General features: G+C 38.1%; 22 protein-coding genes and 1 riboswitch. Of the genes, 10 read left to right on the forward strand and 12 right to left on the reverse strand.

Translation table 11 applies throughout. The features are described 5' to 3' along the window. The first annotated feature begins 2 nt into the window (after positions 1-2). Entirely contained in the window at positions 3-239 is a 237-nt protein-coding gene (locus AC1M9K_RS00980; protein ID WP_481588206.1) for a hypothetical protein, read from the forward strand. A gap of 147 nt (positions 240-386) precedes the next feature. Further along, on the forward strand, positions 387-974 hold the full coding sequence (locus AC1M9K_RS00985; protein ID WP_051586486.1) for a lecithin retinol acyltransferase family protein: 588 nt from the start codon (positions 387-389) through the stop codon (positions 972-974). Positions 975-1,191: 217 nt separating this feature from the next. Here the strand turns inward: AC1M9K_RS00985 and AC1M9K_RS00990 are convergent, their stop codons facing one another. Further along, entirely contained in the window at positions 1,192-2,913 is a 1,722-nt protein-coding gene (locus AC1M9K_RS00990) for a glutamine--tRNA ligase/YqeY domain fusion protein (RefSeq protein WP_481588207.1), read from the reverse strand. Positions 2,914-3,078: 165 nt separating this feature from the next. Here AC1M9K_RS00990 and AC1M9K_RS00995 point away from each other — a divergent pair, with 165 nt between their 5' ends. The 4 genes from AC1M9K_RS00995 to nfsB all read left to right on the forward strand — a co-directional run bounded on the left by AC1M9K_RS00995 (position 3,079) and on the right by nfsB (position 5,759). Continuing rightward, positions 3,079-3,588 (forward strand): peptidylprolyl isomerase, encoded by a 510-nt coding sequence (locus AC1M9K_RS00995; protein ID WP_035263711.1) that lies wholly within the window; start codon positions 3,079-3,081, stop codon positions 3,586-3,588. A 117-nt stretch (positions 3,589-3,705) separates the two neighbouring features. Beyond that, positions 3,706-4,437, forward strand: a complete 732-nt coding sequence (locus AC1M9K_RS01000) for a UDP-2,3-diacylglucosamine diphosphatase (protein ID WP_481588208.1) — start codon at positions 3,706-3,708, stop codon at positions 4,435-4,437. A 135-nt stretch (positions 4,438-4,572) separates the two neighbouring features. Continuing rightward, on the forward strand, positions 4,573-4,992 hold the full coding sequence (locus AC1M9K_RS01005; RefSeq protein ID WP_035263715.1) for a hypothetical protein: 420 nt from the start codon (positions 4,573-4,575) through the stop codon (positions 4,990-4,992). 113 nt (positions 4,993-5,105) lie between these two features. Beyond that, positions 5,106-5,759: an oxygen-insensitive NAD(P)H nitroreductase gene (gene nfsB, locus AC1M9K_RS01010; protein ID WP_481588209.1), complete on the forward strand. Its 654-nt coding sequence runs from the start codon at positions 5,106-5,108 to the stop codon at positions 5,757-5,759. Between the two features lie 42 nt (positions 5,760-5,801). Here nfsB and AC1M9K_RS01015 read toward each other — a convergent pair whose 3' ends face one another. From AC1M9K_RS01015 to AC1M9K_RS01045, 7 genes are all read right to left on the reverse strand, one after another. Beyond that, positions 5,802-7,046 carry a D-amino acid dehydrogenase gene (locus AC1M9K_RS01015; protein ID WP_481588210.1) on the reverse strand — a complete coding sequence of 415 codons (1,245 nt, stop codon included), beginning with the start codon at positions 7,044-7,046 and terminating at the stop codon, positions 5,802-5,804. A 139-nt stretch (positions 7,047-7,185) separates the two neighbouring features. Beyond that, a riboswitch (glycine riboswitch) is annotated at positions 7,186-7,274 on the reverse strand. A gap of 391 nt (positions 7,275-7,665) precedes the next feature. After that, positions 7,666-8,802 (reverse strand): rod shape-determining protein RodA, encoded by a 1,137-nt coding sequence (gene rodA / locus AC1M9K_RS01020; RefSeq protein ID WP_092766373.1) that lies wholly within the window; start codon positions 8,800-8,802, stop codon positions 7,666-7,668. 82 nt (positions 8,803-8,884) lie between these two features. Beyond that, on the reverse strand, positions 8,885-9,610 hold the full coding sequence (ispD, locus tag AC1M9K_RS01025; protein ID WP_179998116.1) for a 2-C-methyl-D-erythritol 4-phosphate cytidylyltransferase: 726 nt from the start codon (positions 9,608-9,610) through the stop codon (positions 8,885-8,887). After that, positions 9,576-9,965, reverse strand: a complete 390-nt coding sequence (ftsB, locus tag AC1M9K_RS01030; protein ID WP_035263725.1) for a cell division protein FtsB — start codon at positions 9,963-9,965, stop codon at positions 9,576-9,578. The genes ispD and ftsB overlap by 35 nt, the downstream gene beginning before the upstream one ends. Positions 9,966-10,232: 267 nt before the next feature. Continuing rightward, entirely contained in the window at positions 10,233-11,522 is a 1,290-nt protein-coding gene (eno, locus tag AC1M9K_RS01035) for a phosphopyruvate hydratase (RefSeq protein WP_180027787.1), read from the reverse strand. Positions 11,523-11,568: 46 nt separating this feature from the next. Beyond that, positions 11,569-12,426 carry a 3-deoxy-8-phosphooctulonate synthase gene (kdsA, locus tag AC1M9K_RS01040; protein WP_035263729.1) on the reverse strand — a complete coding sequence of 286 codons (858 nt, stop codon included), beginning with the start codon at positions 12,424-12,426 and terminating at the stop codon, positions 11,569-11,571. Positions 12,427-12,458: 32 nt separating this feature from the next. Continuing rightward, a complete protein-coding gene (locus AC1M9K_RS01045; RefSeq protein ID WP_481587523.1) occupies positions 12,459-14,099 on the reverse strand; it encodes a CTP synthase in 1,641 nt (546 codons plus the stop codon). Between the two features lie 227 nt (positions 14,100-14,326). Here AC1M9K_RS01045 and AC1M9K_RS01050 point away from each other — a divergent pair, with 227 nt between their 5' ends. Next, positions 14,327-14,725, forward strand: a complete 399-nt coding sequence (locus tag AC1M9K_RS01050) for an internalin (RefSeq protein ID WP_481588211.1) — start codon at positions 14,327-14,329, stop codon at positions 14,723-14,725. Positions 14,726-14,822: 97 nt separating this feature from the next. On the opposite strand, the gene AC1M9K_RS01055 is transcribed toward AC1M9K_RS01050, so the two are convergent. From AC1M9K_RS01055 to AC1M9K_RS01065, 3 genes are all read right to left on the reverse strand, one after another. Next, complete coding sequence (locus tag AC1M9K_RS01055) at positions 14,823-15,923, reverse strand: YheT family hydrolase (protein ID WP_481588212.1); 1,101 nt, start codon at positions 15,921-15,923, stop codon at positions 14,823-14,825. Between the two features lie 51 nt (positions 15,924-15,974). Then, positions 15,975-16,382, reverse strand: coding sequence for a nuclear transport factor 2 family protein (locus AC1M9K_RS01060; protein ID WP_035263736.1), 408 nt, complete (start codon positions 16,380-16,382; stop codon positions 15,975-15,977). 146 nt (positions 16,383-16,528) lie between these two features. After that, positions 16,529-18,553: a 2,4-dienoyl-CoA reductase FMN-binding domain-containing protein gene (locus AC1M9K_RS01065; RefSeq protein ID WP_481588213.1), complete on the reverse strand. Its 2,025-nt coding sequence runs from the start codon at positions 18,551-18,553 to the stop codon at positions 16,529-16,531. Positions 18,554-18,691: 138 nt separating this feature from the next. Here AC1M9K_RS01065 and AC1M9K_RS01070 point away from each other — a divergent pair, with 138 nt between their 5' ends. The 3 genes from AC1M9K_RS01070 (at position 18,692) to AC1M9K_RS01080 (ending at position 20,952) form a co-directional block, all read left to right on the forward strand. After that, complete coding sequence (locus tag AC1M9K_RS01070; RefSeq protein WP_481587528.1) at positions 18,692-19,234, forward strand: PadR family transcriptional regulator; 543 nt, start codon at positions 18,692-18,694, stop codon at positions 19,232-19,234. Between the two features lie 11 nt (positions 19,235-19,245). Continuing rightward, on the forward strand, positions 19,246-20,154 hold the full coding sequence (locus AC1M9K_RS01075; RefSeq protein WP_481588214.1) for an alpha/beta fold hydrolase: 909 nt from the start codon (positions 19,246-19,248) through the stop codon (positions 20,152-20,154). 75 nt (positions 20,155-20,229) lie between these two features. Then, on the forward strand, positions 20,230-20,952 hold the full coding sequence (locus AC1M9K_RS01080) for an SIR2 family NAD-dependent protein deacylase (RefSeq protein ID WP_481588215.1): 723 nt from the start codon (positions 20,230-20,232) through the stop codon (positions 20,950-20,952). 9 nt (positions 20,953-20,961) lie between these two features. Here the strand turns inward: AC1M9K_RS01080 and AC1M9K_RS01085 are convergent, their stop codons facing one another. Further along, positions 20,962-21,852: a DUF4349 domain-containing protein gene (locus tag AC1M9K_RS01085; protein WP_481588216.1), complete on the reverse strand. Its 891-nt coding sequence runs from the start codon at positions 21,850-21,852 to the stop codon at positions 20,962-20,964. Positions 21,853-21,900 lie beyond the last annotated feature (48 nt).

The following is a 21,900-nucleotide window of genomic DNA, read 5'->3' on the forward strand; positions in this document are numbered from 1 at the left end:
CAATGAAAAATATTCTATTCATTATTTTAGGGGCGACTTTCATATCGCTTAGTGGTTGTAATAAGCTACCTTCAGCATGTGAGGAAGTTTGGGGCAACATTGAAAAATTAGCGAAAGAGAGCGGTATTCCTCAAACTGCCATAGATCGTCAAAAAAACGAGTTTGAACAGCAAATTAAACAGCTTCCTAAAGAAGATGCAATTAAAAATTGTGAAGCACAAAATGCTTTCTTCTCATAACTTCATTTGAGTTGAATAAAAAATTTAGGCACCTTTTTTAGAGTGCTTATATTGTATTTATACCTCATTATTTATTTCCAATTCGGTTATACTGTGGACTCTCTTTCAATAAATGTACATCTGTAAAGTTATTGGAATATTTTATAAATGCGGCATAAACACGTCAAAACATTCCCTCTTGGTGCTCACTTAATTGTTAAGCATTTTGGTTATTCACATCATGGTATTTATGTGGGTAAGGGTCGTGTTATTCATTATTCAGGTTTTGCTCATCTCTTTAAAAAACATCCGATCGAAATTACATCTCTGCAAAAATTTGCACATGGCAAAAAAATTACGATTCGGCATTATAGCACCCCCAAATATTCAGGTCGTGCTGTCGTAAGACGAATGCGCTCTCGAATGCATGAAAATAACTATCATCTCATTATTAATAATTGTGAACACTTATGTTCTTGGGCGATCACGGGCATCGAAAGTAGCCCACAAGTCATCAAAATGATGAATAGACTCACCACTATTGGTTATATCAGCTCACTCATGAGCTACTTAAATAGTCTTCTTTTAACTTTAGCAACCACCTGTTTTGCTTTGGTATTTTATATTAAGAAAAAGTTAAATGATCAGCGCAAACTGAAAGGCCCTGTGTATATCGCTTTACAGCAGCATCAGAAACTAAAGCAAAAAAAAGCCCCGCTTAAGCAGGGTTTCGAGGAAAACAAAGTTTCAAATTAACCTTTCGGTTGAATTAAATATGCGCTTGAAAATTCAAATAGTCAAATATATATTTGAAATATAATGTTATTTTAGTTTTTATTTATAACTTATTAAATTATTCTTAAATACTCACCTTTATCTAATCATATGAATTTAATCACAAAAATTAATTATTAACCTAAATTTGAATAAAAAAAGCCTGAATCAATCAGGCTTTTTTTGATATTACCAAACTTTATTTTGCAGGCTTAAAACTGTCTTTTAAATCCAAAATACGGTTAAAGACAGGTTTTTCAACAGTATGATCAAATTGATCAGCGACAAAATAACCTTCACGTTCGAATTGGAATCGATCTTCAGGTTTCGCTTGAGCTAAAGCAGGCTCAATTACCGCTTGAACAATTTTTAGAGAATCTGGATTTAAATTCGCTAAGAAATCATCGTCCGCATCAGGTGCGGCTTCAGTAAATAGACGATCATAAATACGAACTTCAGCAGGAATCCCTTTATTTGCAGATACCCAATGAATAACACCTTTGACTTTACGACCTTCTGGATTCTTACCTAAAGTATGCGGATCGATAGAGCATTTAAGTTCAACAACTTCGCCATTTTCATCCTTAATCACTTCATCACATTTAATCACATAAGCATGACGTAAACGGACTTCACCACCAGGAATTAAGCGTTTAAACCCTTTAGGCGGCTCTTCCTCAAAATCTTTACGATCAATATACAATTCAGAAGTCAGTGGAATTACACGATCACCCATATCAACATTTGGATGGCGTGCATGGGTTAAATCCATATCCTCTGGAAGGTTGGTCAATGTCACTTTAAGAGGATTCAATACCGCCATACCACGTGCAGCAGTATTTTCTAATGATTGACGAATGCAGAATTCAAGCATTGCAACATCGACAATACCATCAGTTTTAGATACGCCCACACGCTTGCAGAAATCACGTAAGCCTTCTGGAGTAAAGCCACGACGACGCATTCCCACGACTGTAGGCATACGTGGATCATTCCAACCATTAACGTAACCACCTTCGACCAGCTTACGTAATTTACGTTTTGAGGTGATGGTGTAATCAATATTCAAACGGCTTGATTCGTACTGGCGTGGAACTGCTGGAGAATTTACCTTAGCGACAACCCAATCATAGAACGGGCGATGGTCTTGGAATTCAAGCGTACATAACGAGTGCGTAATGCCTTCAATCGCATCAGACAAAGGATGAGCATAGTCATACATTGGATAGATTTTCCACGTATCGCCTGTTTGATGATGCTCAGAATGTAAAACACGATAAAGAATTGGATCACGCATATGTACGTTCGGTGATGCCATATCAATCTTGGCACGAAGTACTGCTTGGCCTTCTCCAAGCTCACCATTACGCATTTGTTCAAAACGCGCTAAGTTTTCTTCAACCGTTGCATCACGTTGCGGAGAATTTTTACCTGGTTCTACAAAATTTCCACGATTCAGCTTAATTTCTTCAGGAGATTGCAAATCGACATATGCATCACCTTGTTTAATTAATTGAATCGCCCATTGATACAATTGATCAAAGTAACTTGATGCGTAGCGTGGTTCACCATTCCAGTCGAAACCGAGCCATTTAACATCGTTCGCAATACCATCTACATATTCTTGTTCTTCTGCATCTGGATTTGTATCGTCAAAACGAAGATTACATAAACCAGAAAATTCTTCTGCAATACCAAAATTCAGGCAAATCGCTTTAACATGTCCAATGTGTAAATAACCATTAGGCTCTGGTGGAAAGCGCGTCACGACTTTATCTGTACGCCCTGCTGCAAGATCTTCTGTAATTACTTGACGTACAAAGTCTAAGCCCGGTTGTTGTTCTTGCTGCGCAGCATCGACTGATGGATTGTTAGTCGTCGGGGTATTTGGCAGGGATGAAACAACATCATTCGGCTTCATAGTTGATAAATCACTTCTATAAGATAAAATAGGATAATTAAAACGCTATCTTCATATTATTAACAAAGAAAATAACGTTTTTGCTTGCCTTGTAGTTTACAGTTTGCTTATGCTTCTCTCAACCACAAACCCATGGCTTTTTGTCCATGATCAGGAGATTATAGAATGAGTTTTCCTCAAGTCGAATTAAACACCAATAAAGGACGTATTGTTCTAGAGCTTAACTCTGAAAAAGCACCTAAAACTGTTGCTAACTTTTTAGAGTACGTTCGTGATGGTTTTTATGATGGCGTAATTTTCCACCGTGTAATTGACGGTTTCATGATCCAAGGCGGTGGCATGGATGAAAACTTCAAAGAAAAAGCAACTCGCGATTCTATTGAAAATGAAGCTGACAACGGTTTAAGCAATGACGAAGGTACGATTGCTATGGCACGTACTCAAGCTCCTCACTCAGCATCTGCACAATTCTTCATTAACGTGAAAAACAATGCTTTCCTTAACCATACTGGTAAAACAGCTCAAGGCTGGGGTTATGCAGTATTTGGTAAAGTTGTAGAAGGTATGGACGTTGTTAATGAAATCAAAGGCGTTCGCACTGGCAACCGTGGCTACCACGCTGACGTTCCACTAGAAAACGTTGTGATCGAATCTGCTAAAATTATCTCTGAATAAAAAACCTACCCCTTAACTTATTAAGTTTTCAAGCACTGCTTTAAAACAAATATCATGTTCAAGGGATTGTTTCACCATCTAAAGTTGATGGGGATGTAGGCAAATAAGGAATATTAAGTGACCTATCTGTTTATTTCAGATTTACACCTGTCACCTGAACACCCTCGACTCGTTCGAGGGTTTTTAGATTTATTAGATCATTATCAAGACCAGCAAACCCAACTCTATATTTTAGGTGATTGGTTTAATGCATGGATTGGTGATGACTATACAGCTCCTTGGCTCGATGAAATCGTTGAACGCTTAAAAAGATTTACTGCTCAGGGAAATCAAGTTTTATTTTCTGTCGGCAATCGTGATTTTGCGCTGAATCAAATTTTTTTAAATAAATTTGGTGGTCAGTTGCTACCAGAAATTTCTTATTTACAAATCAACGATGTCAATATTCGTCTCGAACATGGCGATGCCTTGTGTACAGATGATATTTCATACCAACGTTTTAAAAAAATAATCCGAAATCCTCTCCTCATTTGGATACTGCGGAAAACCCCACTTTCTTTTCGTACTCAACTTGCAAATGGATTTAGAAAAAAAAGCCACGAATCAAAAGAATTTAAATCTTATGATGTCATGGATGTAAATCAAGATGCTGTCCACGATGCATTGAAAGAAGTTGAGTTATTAATTCATGGTCATACGCATCGCCCTCAAATCCATATCTCTCAAGATAAAAGAAGAATTGTCTTAGGCGACTGGCGTTTGGATCAAGCTCAAATTTTGGAAATTAATCAATCGAAATTCTCTAAGCAGTCAATCAATGATCTGACACTGAAAACATGGTCTTATTAGTTCCTCTATTTTTATAATGATCTCATCAACCTTTAAATTGAAATTTCACTCAATGTTTGAATATTAATCAGTATGTTTTGCTTTAAGTTTTTTTGCATATGATAATAACGACTCAATTCAATTCGTGAGTTTGTCATGTCTAATTTCAGCAATATTACTGTTCAACACCATGAAGATGATAAAGTGTCATTATTAATCGATGGTAAAGCAATCTCTGAACGTTATGATGTACGCCTAGATGCCACAATTATTGATGAACTCAAAAATCTTGCTGATGGCGCCGCATTGACAATCTTTGAACAATTTATATTTTCCCATCAAGATCTCAACTTTGAGCATTCATATCAATATGTGACTAACATCGTAAACCATAATAACGATTACGAATTGATCACCCACCTTGTCTACAAAATTAAGGCCGCAGACCAAGCACCGATCGAACATAATATCAGCAAGAATGGTCAACCTATGACTGAAGAAGATGTGCGCGCATTTATCAACCAACAAATTGCAATGTCATTAGAAAAATATACTGATTTAAAATATGCTTATTGATTTAAAGACAAGTCAGATTTTTCATATCATTTAGCATCAACTATAGAAAATATTTAAGTTCAGAGTCATTTAAAATTTTTAGATGAATATATTGTGAATAATCGGAGGATAATATGGATTTGTTAAACATCTCCCAATCTCGCTACACCACCAAAGCATACGATTCTTCAAAAAAGATCCCTCAAGAAAAGTTTGAAAGATTATTGGAATCTTTAAGGCTCGCACCTTCGTCTATCAATATTCAACCGTGGCATTTCTTTGTCATCGAAACTGATGAAGCCAAACAGCGCATTGCTAAAGCACTGGTTGGTAAGTATGTTTATAATGCACCCAAAGTCCTTGAATCTTCACACACAATTCTGTTTTGTACGCATAAAGACATTACAGACTCTCATCTAGATCGATTATTAAATCAAGATGAAATCAGTGGTCGTTTTAAAGATGACCAAGCAAAACAAGCTCAAAAAGATACGCGCTTAGGCTATGTTGATTATTATCGCAACGAAAAAGGCGATATCCAGCGCTGGTCTGAAAATCAAACTTTTATTGCACTTGGGCAAACCTTATTTGCTGCAGGTTTAGAAGGTATCGATGCCACTCCAATTGGAGGATTCGATGAAAAAATTATCGCTGAAGAGTTAAATCTTGACGCAAAAGGCCTGATTCCGTCAGTGCTATTGGCACTTGGTTATCGAAGTGAAAAAGATTTTAATGCCAAATTACCTAAATCTCGTTTGAATGCAGATCAAGTTTTCACTCGACTATAAATGTATTTGCCACAATAGTTTTCACGCTATTGTGGCTTTTCATTAAGCCGCTATTTTCTGTGAAATTTCTAAACAGATCATTGCAGCAGTTGCAGCTGACAGCGTCCAACCCAGATGCCCATGACCGGTATTATAAAAGACTCTCGGATGCTTCCCTTGTCTTACCACTGGCATCATATTCGGCATCATCGGTCTTAATCCAGCCCAAGGGACACAATGCTCAGTTGAAATATCAAAATTACGATTCACCCAATGAACCAAAGGTTGTATGCGATCCATACGGATGTCTCGGTTATAGCCATTAAATTCTGCAGTACCAGCAATTCTTAAACGATCTCGACCTAATCTCGACGTCACAATTTTTGCACTTTCATCCAATAAACTTACCCATGGTGCATGTTGTTGGCTATGTTCATCATTCAACTGAACTGTAATCGAGTACCCTTTCACTGGATAAACATTGACACGATCTCCAGCCTGTTGTGCTAAATGATAGCTTCCAACTCCACCACAAATGACCATTGCATCAGCTTGAATAAATCCATCGGGTATATCTCTACTTTTAGGATCACAAGCGCGATATTTAGCTGAAACTTGTTCTGTTGAATGATCCAGATTTAAATCTTCAACTTCTACACCGTATAAAAATTTCCCACCTTTATTCACCACCACTTGGGCTAAATGCGTGGTGTATTTGTGTATATCTCCTGTGGCATCGTCAGGACAATAAAAACCACCGTAATATTCTCCCTTCAAACTTGGTTCAATACTGTGAATTTCTCCATTTGTAACAGCGTGACGCTCTAATCCACCTTTGCATAACAAATCATTCACTCTTATTGCGACACCATAATCCTGCTGATTATGATAAAAGTGCAAAATTCCACGCTTTTCCAAATCAAATTGAATATTTTCTTTCTGTGCAATTTCAAACAGCCGTTTTCTTGCCAATAATGCCAGTCTTACCGTTTCTTGTGTGTTGGCTTCGTAATGTTTGATATTACCCATAAATTCAATCAGCCAAGCGTATTTATGCAAATCAAAAGATGGGTTGAGTAATAATGGTGCATCTTTTTGGGTCATCCATTTGATACCCTTCAGTACCGTTGCTTTCTGATTCCACACCTCTGCATTACATGCAGAAAGTTGACCTCCGTTCGCAAATGAAGTCTCCATTGCTGGATATAAGTTTTTATCCAAAATTGTGACTTGATAACCAAGTTCTAATAATTCATAGGCAGTGGTTATTCCTGTAATGCCTGCACCAATCACCATAATATGTGACATAAAAGCTCCTTGAAAATTTTATATTTTCAATGCCCCATCTGTCACGGTACCTGAGAGCTTCGGAAATCTTCATCACATATGATTTTTTCCATCCCCTTCGGTGAGTCTAAACATCATTAGACTTCTCTCCAGATGATTGAGAATAATTACAGTCCTTTTGCCTGAGAGATTCCGGGGTCGTTGCTCCTTCGGCGGATCTACAGAAGACCTCTCTCCTGCAATATTCGTTTAATTCTTATTCAGCAATTAATATGCCATAGTTAATTTTTTTATACATCTACGAGAATCAATTTTAAAAAATATTTTTATAAGCAAGGATCACCAAGTATAAGACAACAGCTAAGACAGGAGTTTTTAGCTAGGGAAACGTAACAAAGATCATTGTTTAGCTCAAATTTTTCTACCATCGAGAACAATTTAGTCATTAAAAACAAATGAGGAAACAATTTATTTTTTAAAGTTACTCTCTGAGAGCTTGGATCATCTTCCATATACACTTTCATCTTCTTCAGCATAAAAGTGTAATGACTGATTAGAGCAATTATTGAAGCTCAAAGTTTCAATAGATGTGAGAGTAAGCAGAATGTGAGTTGAAAATTTGCTGTCAACCCCAGATGTTTTAGCGATGAGTATGTATAGACATTACAATGCCCATACCTGCTAGCGTTGCAATGACTGCCGTACCACCATAACTCATGAGTGGCAATGGATCACCCGTTACTGGAAGTATTCCACTCACCATTCCACTGTTCAAAAACACAAAGAAAAAGAAAGTTAAACCTGCCGCACCCGCATAAAGACGTCCAAAATTATGGAAGCTGTTCATGGAAATAATCAAACAACGAATAATGATCGCAGCAAAAATAACAAATAATACGAACACACCAAAAAAGCCAAATTCCTCTGCATAAGCAGACATAATAAAGTCTGTATGATGTTCGGGGAGATAACCTAAATGAGACTGTGTTCCTTCATTAAAACCTTTACCAAATAGTCCACCAGAACCAATCGCAATTTTAGACTGAATGATATTCCACCCTGCACCTAGCGGATCTGATTCAGGATCAAATAAAGTTAAAATTCGCTTTTTTTGGTATTCCTGTAGAAAGAAATTCCATAATAATGGTGCAACCACTGCAAACCCAGCGACCACAGCCCCAATCAAACGCCAAGAAATACCACTTAAAAAAATGACAAAAATTCCGGGAATAATTAATCCAATGTTTAAGTCAGGCTGTAATGCGACTAAAACAAAAGGAATCATCATCAGAAATAATGCAAAGAGAATATGCATAAATTTGGGTGGTAAAGTCCGCAGACTGAAAAACCAAGCCATCATGAGTGGCATCGTAAATTTCATAAATTCACTGGGCTGCACACTCCCTAATCCAGGAATAGAAATCCAGCGTTTTGCGCCTAAGCGGACATCACCAATTAGCAATACCAAAAGCAGAAGCACAATCGAAAATGCATACAGATAAGGACTGACAATTTGATAAACTTTTGGAGGAATTTGTGCACAAATAAACAGCAAAATAAAACCGATACCAAAACTGGTTGCCTGACGAATCACCATGCTTGAATCATGATTGGTTGCACTATAAACAACCATGAGTCCAAAAGCTGCGTTTAATATCAAAAAACCAAGTAACCATGGATCTAAATGTAATTTAGTCCAACGTGACGAATCATGTTTGATTGTTCGTCCATCTCTCAAGGCATGACGCAAAAAACGGTACTGTTGTGAAGGTATCATTGGCTGAATTGCATATTCTAAGTGGCGTTATTATAAGACAATGTTTTGGCTATTTAAGCAAAGTCCCAAACATAAAACTAAATTATTTCGAGTCAGACTGTGACTGAAGAATCAGACGAGCAAGTTCTAAATCTTCAGGATAAGTAATTTTAATATTATCAGATCGTCCAATCACCACATCTACTGGATGATGAGCATATTCAAGCGCACTCGCTTCATCCGTGATTGTGATCTTGTGAGTTAATGCATGTTCAATCGAGGTTTTTAGCAATTTAATGGTCGACAATTGTGGAGTTTGTGCTTGCCACAATGCACTTCGATCTACAGTTTTTTCAATGGCACTCGACTGATCTACTCTTTTTAAAGTATCACGTACAGGCGTTGCTAAAATTGCGCTATGCTTAGATTCGATAACATGGCGAATCAAAGATTCTAAATTACTCAAGCTCACACAAGGTCGAGCAGCATCATGCACAAACACCAGATCATTTTCATCTGCAATATTGGTTAAATAATTTAAACCATTAAGTACAGAATCAACCCTCTCCTGACCACCTAAGCAGAAATGAAGGATTTCTGATTTAGCAAATTGAAGTGTTTGAGCAAATTGGTCATGCTCTGAGATTGCCAACACATAGCCAGCAATAGGCAATTGAGCAATACGTTCTACAGTATGCTCAAGTACAGTTTTATTCTGGATAATTTGATATTGCTTTAACGCTGATTTGGAAAATCGACTACCAGAACCTGCTGCCGGAATAATAGCCCATAATTTACGGTTGTTCAGATTCAGGTTGTCTAGACTCATTGGTTCTTAAATCTACGTTAGCATTTGGGTCGATGTAAATCGGCTTATAATTCGTACTGATGGTACTCATTTGAATAAACGTTTCATGAGGCTTAATTAAGCCAAGATCTAAACGTGCATGTTCTTCAATCGCCTCTACACCATTTTTTAGATCATATACTTCAGCAGCCAGAATACGATTACGCTCTTTTAACTCTTCATTTGTTTCAGCTTGTTGATTCATTTGCTGAAGTAGCGCCTGATGAGGGAAATATCCTCCTTCACCGAGCCAAAAGCGATATTGAAAGATGGCAATTAAAATTATTGCCACCAGCAAAATCACTTTACTTGAAGTAGTTTTAAAGACGTCTAACATTATATTTGAGGCTTAGTTAACATCATGAAATTAGAGCACTAATATACCCTAAAACAAAGAAAGGTAGTATGTGTAACTGTGTTAAATATGCAAATGTTAAACAAATTCACATTGATTGATTTCTTTTAAAAATATGTACTGTTAAATATCAAAAGTTATTGAATATTCTAGAGTCATTATATTTACACTTTTTATTTCATAGCTTAATAACAAAAAAAACCACTCTTTACAGAGTGGTTTTTTTGAAATTCAAAATAATCTAAACGATTAATTTAAACCTTTAAACTCAGCTTTACCGCGGTAAATAGCATTCGTTAATTCTTCAATACGAAGTAATTGGTTGTATTTCGCTACACGGTCAGAACGGCAAAGTGAGCCAGTTTTGATTTGACCAGCACCAGTACCTACTGCAAGATCCGCAATTGTAGAATCTTCAGTTTCGCCAGAACGGTGAGAAATCACTGTAGAGTAACCATTTGCTTTAGCAAGATAGATCGCATCTAAAGTCTCAGTCAACGTACCGATTTGGTTATACTTAATCAGGATAGAGTTACCAACTTTTTCGTTGATACCACGTTGAAGGATTTTAGGATTTGTAACAAACAAATCATCACCAACCAATTGAATCTTGTCGCCAAGAATCGAAGTTAGGTAAGACCAACCTTCCCAATCAGATTCATCTAAACCATCTTCAATAGAGATAATTGGATATTGGTTTACAAGACCTGCAAGGTAGTCAGAGAATTGGTTGTTTGTGAATGCTTTATTGCCTTCACCAGCAAGGATGTACTGACCATCTTTGTAGAATTCTGAAGATGCACAGTCAAGCGCAAGCATAATGTCAGAACCTGCTTTGTAGCCAGTTTTTTCAATTGCTTCAAGAATAACTGTAATTGCTTCTTCGTTTGAACGTAAGTTCGGCGCGAAACCACCTTCATCACCAACAGCAGTATTTAAACCTTGTTTCTTTAAAACTGATTTTAAAGAATGGAAGATTTCTGCGCCTGCACGAAGTGCTTCAGAGAATGAAGTGAAGCCAACTGGCTCAATCATGAACTCTTGGATATCAACGTTGTTGTCCGCATGTGAACCACCGTTTAAGATGTTCATCATTGGAACAGGCATTGTTAAAATGCTGTTGTTACGAAGGTCTGCGATGTATTGGAAAAGAGGAATTTTCTTTTCGTCAGCAGCAGCACGCGCAGCAGCCAAAGACACTGCCAAAGTTGCGTTCGCACCTAATTTTTCTTTGTTTTCAGTTCCGTCTAAAGCGATCATCGTATTATCGATGTCTTTTTGTTCGAATACTGATTTACCCACTAACGCGTCACGGATTAACGTGTTTACGTTGTTCACAGCAGTTTTAACACCTTTACCTAAGTAACGTGCTTTATCGCCATCACGAAGTTCTAAAGCTTCACGAGAACCAGTTGAAGCACCAGATGGTGCACATGCACGGCCAACTACGCCAGATGCTAAGATAACGTCTGCTTCGATGGTTGGGTTACCACGAGAGTCCAAAATTTCACGTGCACGAATGTCAACGATTTGGCTCATGAACAATTCCTCAGTTGATTAATAAAACGATGCGTCTAACGCTGCATCAGTGTGTATCTAATTTTTTGAAACCTTTAACCAAGGTATCCAATTCTTTAAGCTGAGCTAAGAATGGCTCAAGTTGAGACATTCGAAGAGCGCAAGGTCCATCACATTTTGCTTTTTCTGGATCAGGATGTCCTTCCAGAAAAAGACCTGCTAGACCTGTCGCCATACCCGCACGCGCTAATGTCGTAATTTGTGCGCGACGACCACCTGCTGAATCTGCACGACCACCCGGGGTTTGAAGTGCATGTGTCACATCAAAGAAGACCGGCACATTCATTTCTTTCATGATGTCGAAACCAAGCATATCGACAACTAAGTTGTTGTAACCAAATGCTGAGCCACGCTCACATAAAATCAGCTTGTCATTCCCTGCTTCCAAACACTTATGCAAGATATGACGCATTTCATGCGGTGCTAAGAATTGCGCTTTTTTGATATTGATAATGGCTTGAGTTTTTGCCATTGCCTCAACAAGATCTGTTTGACGGCTGAGGAAAGCAGGTAATTGAATGATGTCAGCCACTTCAGCCACAGGTGCTGCTTGATATGGTTCATGAACATCTGTAATGATGGGTACATTAAAATGTTTTTTAATGTCAGCTAACCACTCAATTCCTTTTTCAAGACCAGGTCCGCGGAAAGAATTTAAGCTCGAACGATTTGCTTTATCAAAGCTTGCTTTGAAAACATATGGAATATCCAAACGTTTGCAAATATCAACATAAGTTTCTGCAATTTCAAAAGCTAAATCTTTTGATTCAAGTACATTCATTCCGCCGAATAATACAAATGGCAAATGATTTGCCATTTGTATATCGCCTAAACGTACAATTTCTTGTGCTTTTAATTGTGACATTTAAACTTCCTAGTTATGTCCTAAGACATTCATTATTTCGATTTTTGATACTGTTTTTTAGCAGCATCAATAAAACCAGCAAATAATGGATGACCATCACGTGGAGAACTTGTAAATTCCGGGTGGAATTGTACAGCAATAAACCAAGGATGTTGAGGAATTTCAACAGTTTCAACTAAACGTTGGATTGGTGAATAACCAGAAATTTTCATACCTTTTTCTTCTAAAGTAGGAATATAACGATTATTCATTTCGTAACGATGGCGATGACGTTCAATAATTTCTACTGAACCATACACTTCTGCAGTTTTAGTGCCTTCAACCAATTCTGATTTTTGAGCGCCAAGACGCATTGTTCCACCAAGATCAGAATCTACAGAACGTTGCTGTACTTCACCACGTTCGTCTAACCATTCCGTAATTAAACCAATTAAAGGCGATTTAGTTGAACGGTTAAATTCTGTTGAGGTTGCATCTGCAATACCAGCAACATTACGTGCGTATTCAATGACCGCAAGTTGCATACCTAAGCAAATACCAAGGAATGGAATTCCATTCTCACGTGCGAATTTAATCGCTTGCATCTTACCTTCAGTACCGCGCTCGCCAAAACCACCAGGAACTAAGATTGCGTCAGCATCTTTCAACACTTCTGCTACATCTTGGCTTTCTAGTTCTTCGGCATTGACATAATCAATTTGAACTTTAACGCGGTTTTGGATACCTGCATGTAAAAGTGCTTCGTTTACAGATTTATAAGCATCTGGAAGTTCAACATATTTACCCACCATCGCAACACGAACAGTGTACTCAGGATTTAACAGTGCTTCTACGACATTATCCCAATCTGAAAGATCGGCTTCTGGTAAATCGTTATAACCAAAACGCTCGCAAATTAAATCATCAACGTCTTGTTCATAGAACGTACGTGGAATTTCGTAAATTGTGCGTGCATCTTTACACACCACAACTGCACGAGCTTCTACGTTCGTGAACAACGCAATTTTACGCTTTGTATCAGCATCAACATCGTGTTCAGTACGACAGATCAAAATATCTGGTTGAATACCGATTGAGAGTAATTCTTTCACTGAGTGCTGAGTTGGTTTTGTTTTCAACTCTGCAGCTGACTTGATATATGGCAACAACGTTAAATGCATCAGCATTGTGCGTTTGTGACCAAGTTCAACCATTAACTGACGAACAGATTCCATGAATGGGAGAGATTCTATGTCACCTACTGTACCGCCAATCTCAACAATAGCAACGTCATAGCCTTCGCCAGCGCGAAGAACACGTTCTTTAATATTGTCTGTAATGTGTGGAATAACTTGAACTGTTCCACCAAGGTAATCACCGCGACGCTCTTTATTTAAAACGTCTTGGTACACGCGACCAGATGTAAAGTTATTAAGCTTGGTCATTTTCGCACGACGCAAGAAACGTTCGTAATAACCCAAGTCTAAGTCAGTTTCCGCACCATCCTCTGTGACAAAAACTTCACCATGTTGGAACGGGCTCATCGTCCCTGGATCGACATTAATATATGGATCCATTTTCACCATGGTTACTTTTAATCCACGGGCTTCTAAAAGTGCAGCAACTGAAGCAGCTGAAATACCTTTACCTAGTGATGAAACAACACCACCAGTAACGAAAATAAAATGGGTCATTGGGTTTCTCGTACAATCGAGCCTAAATCGGCCTGCAATGTTGCGCAATTTTACTTTACTCTGTACCTATAAAGCAAAGTCAATCCGCATCAATTCAAAGAACAATAAACAATTGGTTATTCTATCATCATTTCCAATAAAGATTCACGCACACTTTCAGTGATTTTCATCTGTTAATTTGCTGTTATACTACGTCAGTCGATCTAGCTAGTTTGTTTTGAGCAACTATGAATAAAAAACTTTTAATCGGTGGTGCAATCTTATCTGCACTCCTCGTTACTGCATGTGTAAAAAAAGAAGCGCCTAAGGAAGAAGAACAGGAACAAACTGTTGAAACAACTGAACAGGCAGAACAAATTGAGAACATAGAGATTTCTGAACCTGAAATCGAACCTGAGCCACCAACTCAAGTTGAAATTGAGCATCAGGAGACAAACAATACGTCAGCGACTATTCGTCGTGAATACCGTGATGCTCCTGCACAAACGAATCCTGCCCCAGCACCAGCTGTTGAAAATGTAGAACGCCCTACACCTTCTCCAAGTGCATCAACAGGTGGTTCTCAATCTGAAGATGATGCTGTTGCCGCTGCTATTGCTGCTGCTACCCCTGCTTTAGAAAACTAATTTTCGAATTTAAAAAAACCGAGTGACAAGACTCGGTTTTTTTATGTCAACATAAATGAAAGTCAAATTGTTATTCATTTATAAACAACAAAAATTTTCAGGCTTTCTCTAATTCTAACAAAAATTCTGCAATTAATTTGTGTGCCCAAGATTCTGGATTTTTATTACCTTCATAGAAACAGCAATGGCTTCCTTTTTTTGTGGTCACTACTGCCATGTTCGGCATATGTTGAATCACTTCTTTATAAGGCTCTAAATTGCGGATATGGCATACTGGATCGTCTTCCGAATTTAAAATCATCAACGGCACTCTAATCTTCTCAAAGACATAGATGGGATTTGTCGCTTTACAATATGCGTCATAATTTTCAAATCCAGCGAACTGATAATATGTTTTTTCAAAATCAAATAAATCTATAGCAACACTCAGTTGCTTAAAACTTTCTAAATTTCGCCAATGTTGCTCATATGGTTTTAAAAAATGTGCATTTAACTTTTTTGCCATCAAACGGCTATAAAAAGGATGAACATTTGAAAAACCAGTTTCCGTATTGTATCCAGGACAAAGTGCGAAAGCCGCTTGAATTGGTGTGGAACTTTCTTCCTCCCCTAAATATCTGACCAATAATCCAGTTCCTGCTGAAGACCCAACTGCATACAATTTAGAATATGGCAAGCGCTGTTGAATACGTTCAATCTGCTCTCTTAGATCTTGCGTGTCTCCAAAAAGATTAATTTTAGGAACTGAAAGTGGTAGACCTGCATGCCCTCGTCTTAAACACAATGCGATACGCCAACCAGTTACTTGATGTAAGTCTCTGACCAATTCTCTCATACTGGCTGGGCTTCCAGTAATGGTATGTAGCACTAAAATAGTAGGTGTTTCCGCAGGCAGATGCATACCATACCAAGCAATACCCGTCGTTCCCCCGTCAGACATTGTTAACTGTTCAATGAAGTCATATTCTAATTTTACGGTTTTCTTTCGAATTTTATCAAAATACACCAAGTGAGCATGCGTATTCGAGAGCCACGGCGTTGGTCTATATTTATAATGCAGACGTTTCAAGTTTGAAATCACATGCGCTAACTCACCTTGCGGATTAAAATAGATTGAAGGTATAGCTGCACCAGTAAAATGATCAAGTTGGGTTTGAGTGAATTCTTGCATCCACTTGAAACGCTGATTAAGATTCATACAGACTCCGAATTTACTTACTCCAATTCATAAGCCAAAAACATGCCTAATTTATTTTGGTAGAAATTGAGCCATACGTTGGCCCATTTGCAACGCCAAAGCCTCTAAACCACTTTTAGGCCGAATCATCACCTCAAAGTCAATAATTTGACCTTGCTCATTAAACTGGATCATATCAATCCCTTTTAATGTTTTTTCACCGACATTTGCGGAAAATTCGAGCACAACACTGAGCCCATCTGCTGTATAGAACTCACGGTGATAACGAAAATTTTCAAAGATCTCAATCACATTGGTCAAAATAAAAGTAACAACTTGTTTGCCTGGATAAGGCTTAAATGCGACGGGTGATTTAAATACGACTTCTTCAGACAAAAGCTCATTCAATAGACTTAAATCACGCGTTTCAAGCATGTGGTGCCAACGTTGAATAGATTTTTGTGTGGTTTCGAGTGTCATTTTTATGTCCTTTTTGTTGTATCAGTCCAATGGTTTAGAAGAAAAGGGAGAATACTGCGTCAAGGAGAGGTCTCATTCAATTAAGCACCCTCTCCAAATCCTCTTCTCGCACTTTCATCTAGAATACAGGAGAGAAATTTTCTGGCTTAAATCTTGGCAGCCAATTCAGCACCTTGACGAATCGCACGTTTTGCATCTAGCTCACCCGCTTCTTTCGCCCCACCAATTAAATGAACTTTTTTACCTGCCTGCTCAAGTTGATCAAACATAGCCGTATATGACTCTTGACCTGCACAAATCACCACATGATCCACGTTTAAGACGGTAGTTTGATCATTGATTGTGATATGTAAACCTTGGTCATCAATCTTGTTATACGTTGCACCTGGAATCATTTTTACATCGCGATTTTTTAATCCAGTACGATGAATCCAACCCGTCGTTTTACCCAAGCCTGCACCAACTGAAGTGGCTTTACGTTGTAATAAGTAGATTTCACGTGATGGCTGTTCTACTTGAGCAGGTTTTAAACCTCCTACATTAGAATATGATGTATCAATTCCCCATTCATCATAAAATTTTTGAGGATTCAAGCTTCCACTTTCCCCCTCATGGGTTAGATACTCAGCAGTATCAAAACCAATACCACCAGCACCAATAATCGCAACACGCTGTCCGACTGGTTTTTTCTCTCTTAAAACTTCGATATAAGACAACACTTTTGGATGATCAATTCCTTCAATATCTAAATGTCGAGGTGTCACACCTGTAGCGACTACAATTTCATCAAACTGATCTGTATTGAGCTCTTCAAAAGTTGCAGTATGGTTAAGTTTCAATTGAATTAAAGGCTGCAACTCAATTTTTCGCTTAAAGTAACGCAATGTCTCATAAAACTCCTCCTTTCCTGGAATCGTTTTTGCAATATTAAATTGCCCCCCAATTTGATCGGCTGCCTCAAAAATGGTGACCTGATGACCACGGTCAGCAGCATAAGTAGCAAAACTCAATCCTGCAGGACCTGCACCAATGACAGCAATTTTTTTAGGCGTATGGGTTTCTTTAAAAATGAGTTCAGTTTCATGACATGCACGTGGATTAACCAAGCATGACGCAATTCTGAGTGAAAAAATATGATCCAAACACGCTTGGTTACAGCCAATACACGTGTTGATTTCGTCACTTCTACCCTGTTCAGCTTTTAGTACAAATTCTGCATCTGCAAGCATTGGGCGAGCCATAGAAATCATATCTGCATGACCTGAAGCTAACACGTGTTCAGCCATTTCAGGGGTATTGATACGATTTGAGGTAATCAATGGAATATTAACTTCACCTTTTAGCTTTTCTGTCACCCATGTAAATGCTGCTCGAGGTACTTTCGTTGCAATCGTGGGTATACGCGCTTCATGCCAACCAATCCCTGTATTAATGATAGTCGCTCCGGCTTTCTCAATTTCTTTTGCAAGATGGATGACCTCTTCAAGCGTTGAACCGCCCTCAACCAAATCGAGCATCGAAAGTCTATAAATGATAATAAAGTTTTCACCCACCTCTGCACGGGTACGTTTTACAATTTCAATCGGCAAACGAATGCGGTTTTCATAACTCCCACCCCATTCGTCATCACGGTGATTGGTACGTGCTGCGATAAACTCATTGATGAGGTAACCTTCAGACCCCATAATCTCAACACCATCATAACCTGCATATTGAGCCAGCTTTGCACAGTTGGCAAAATCATCAATGGTTTGATGAACTTCAGCCGAGCTTAAAGCATGAGGTTTAACTGGATTAATTGGTGCCTGAATTGCTGATGGTGCAACATTTTCAGGCTGATATGAATATCGACCAGTATGCAAAATCTGCATTGCAATCTTACCGCCAGCATCATGTACTGCTTGTGTAATGATTTTATGTTTCTCAGCTTCAGCAATCGAGTCTAATTTTGACCCTCCAGCAAAAGTCACACCAGCATCGTTGGGTGAAATCCCCCCCGTCACGATAAGACCGACCTGTCCTTGAGCACGCTCAGCATAAAATGCGGCCATACGTTCATAGCCACCTTCAACCTCTTCTAAACCTACGTGCATTGAACCCATCAATACACGATTTTTTAAAGTGGTAAAACCTAAATCTAGTGGTGCAAGTAAGTTTGGATAATTTGACATTCTGACCTCATGGCTCGCGTTTGCTTGCTATTATTGTGTGCTTCATGCAACTTGTTGCATAAATATATATTCTAATTTTGCTTTTTATGCAACATGTTGCATAATAAAGTTGATTCAAGATTTTACGATATATGATTTATGTCTTTAGCACATGTTTTGTTGACCAGTCTCATTGAAAAACCAAGTACAGGTATTGAACTTGCGCGTCGCTTTGACCGTTCTATGGGATTCTTTTGGAATGCAACTCACCAACAAATCTATCGTGAACTCAATGCTATGCAAAAAAAAGGTTGGATTTCGACTATTGATGAAGGTGATCCCAACTCGAGAAAGAAAAAATATAAAGTTGATGCTCTAGGTCGAACTGAACTTGCCAATTGGATGGTACAGCATAGTGAGCCTGCCCAACTCAGAGAAGAATTGATGGTGCGTTTAAGAGCTGAAGCACAACTAGGTGGTAATAATGTGTTGACAGAATTGGAATCTCATTTAGAGATTCATAAAAATAAGTTAAAAATATATCAAGCGATTTACGATAAAGATTTTGCTAATAAAGATAATGATGATCGTACACTCTATATTCATAAAATGATTCTTCAATTAGGCATTGAATTAGAGCAAGGTTGGATCAGTTGGTTAGAACGTGTAATTCCACAATTGAAAATAATGAATACAAAATAAAGGATATATCTATGCCATTTTATACCATGCAAGATGCCGAAAAATTATATGTTCGTGAAATAGGTCAAGGTGAACCTGTTTTGGTGCTATCTGGTTTAGGAATGCAAAGTTGGCAATGGATTCCTTTTTTTGCATTTAATTTAAAGAAATATAAATTTATTATTCCTGACTGGCGTGGTTTTGGTGGGTCTAAGCATTGTAAAATTCCAGATACTGATGCTATTTCAAGTCACTGGAACGATATTCAGGCATTGATCAGTCAACGCCCTAGACAACAATATAAAGTGATTGCTTATTCTATGGGGGCAACTACTGCCATGCATGGTATGCAATATGGTCAATTTGCTGATCAAATCCAAGCATACTTGCATATTGATCAAACCCCTAAAATACCTTCTGATGAAACTTGGAGTTTCGGGCTATTGGGCGATCGCTATCCAGAGTTCAAAAAGCTACTCATCGAACTTTCTTCTTTTTTACATCAACATGAAAATTATCAAAACCTGAGTGAATTACCTACTCACTTAAGCCGCGAATTAGTCGAGCTTTGGGTTAAATTTTTATCTTTACAAGATAATCATCAATTGAGCGCTAAAATTTTTAAAACAACACTCAATCAACCGAAAATTCAAAAGTTAATCCTCCCTATGCAACGTCTCGACTATATGCGTTGGTACATTGACAACTATCTAAACCATAAAGAAGATTACAGAGCCGCGATCTCAAAGTTAGAATGTCCAGCAACTTTTTTTATCGGCGCTAAATCCGCACTCTATCCAGCGCAAGGGCAAAAGCTCATTGCTGAATCGGTTAAAAATCATCGTATCGTACTGTTTGAGCGCTCAGGGCATACGCCTTTGATCAATGAACCCATTAAATTCGCACAAGAAATTTCTAAATTTCTGAATCAAACTATATAAGCTCTAATGAATATTTGAATATTAAGTTGATCCAGACGTCATACGTGGGCATAAAATCAATAGGATGGAGATTGGATGAATCAGTCTAAAAAAAAGCTTGTGATTTTTTCGGGTGCTGGTATGAGTGCTGAAAGTGGTATCAATACATTTCGAGATAGCGATGGACTTTGGGAAAACCATCGCATAGAGGATGTCGCAACGCCCGAAGCTTGGCGTAACAATCCTGTTTTAGTACAGCGCTTTTACAATGAACGGCGAAAAAAAATTTTAGCATCTGAACCTAATGCAGCACATCTTGCGATTGCAGCACTTGAACAACATTATGATGTACATGTGATCACGCAGAATATTGATGACTTACATGAACGAGCTGGAAGCAAAAAAGTACTACATCTCCATGGAAATATAAGACTGGCAAAAACCTCAGGGCCAGATGCTCAATTCACAGACAAATTTTACACAATTGAAGGTACTGAACTGGATATTTCTCGTGACTTCTGTGACGCTGGATATCCGCTTCGTCCACATGTCGTATGGTTTGGTGAATCCGTTCCCGCTTTTGAAGAAGCAGAAGTCATTTGCCAGCAAGCTGAAATCTTTGTTGTGATTGGAACAAGCTTAGCTGTTTATCCTGTTGCAATCTTAGTACACAGTATTTCACCAAGCTGTGATGCGTATTATATCGACCCTAAAGCCGATCTCGGCCGTGTGCCACAACACTATACATGTATCTCAAAATCAGCAACCGAAGGAATGCAAGATTTGGCTAAACTTCTTTCTTCAGTTCAGCCAAATTGAGGCATGGGCTTATTTGAGTTTATCAAAATAAGGTTTTAACCATCGATATAACAAGAAGCCAATTAAGACAATCAAATAAAAAGGCCAAATCATTAATAAAAACACCAAAAGATCGAGCACAAATTGCCAGCCATATTTGATGCTATTCCAAGCACGCTGAATAAAGTGATCACCATTTAATCGCGCCACTGCATCAATATCAATATCAACCCTTTCTCGGACCAGTGTTGGTTGATTCAGTTGTAAACTGATCGTACTGAATTTAACACGGTCTTGAACTTCGAGTTGAGTGAGCCGTGTGATTTCATTCAAATGAGCTGGTCGTGCTTGACTTGAAATAGTCTGTGCTTGATTCATTTTTTCTTGAAGAAGCTTCAATTCAAAACGTTGTGCACTATAGCGTTGCTGATTCAGAAAAAACATTAAAGGTAAAAGTTGATTAACAACATGTGGGGCACGCTCACTCGGTACACGTAGCACCATAAAAGATATAGGTTCAACTTTTTCAAATACTTTTACTTTACCTTCTGAAATATTCTGACGTTTAAGATCAACCACATTGAAATCAATATCTTTTCTTTCAATAAATCCGCCTGCTTGAAGGGTTATTTTTTCAATCTCTAAACTGCTTTTCACCACATCTTTAACGGTAAAGTTCACTTGCGCCTCTCGAACCATACGACGAGTAAGATCAACCGAATTAACCTCTTGATTTAATATGACCTCAGGTTTTTGCTCCTGGACGGGCAAAGTATTTGGTTCAGCCGCTTCTTGCATATCAACTTGCGTATCAGCAGTGTTTTCTTGAACTGCTTCAGCAGAGTGTTCCTCTATTTTTTTGAACAGGATGCCAGCATCATCGAACACAGCAGCGTGCTTATTACTATTCTTTTCATTCATTTTCTCTAAATTATAATGTTTGTATTGATGGCTCAAAATTTTAATTAT

The organism is Acinetobacter sp. 24-47-67, assembly GCF_056779735.1.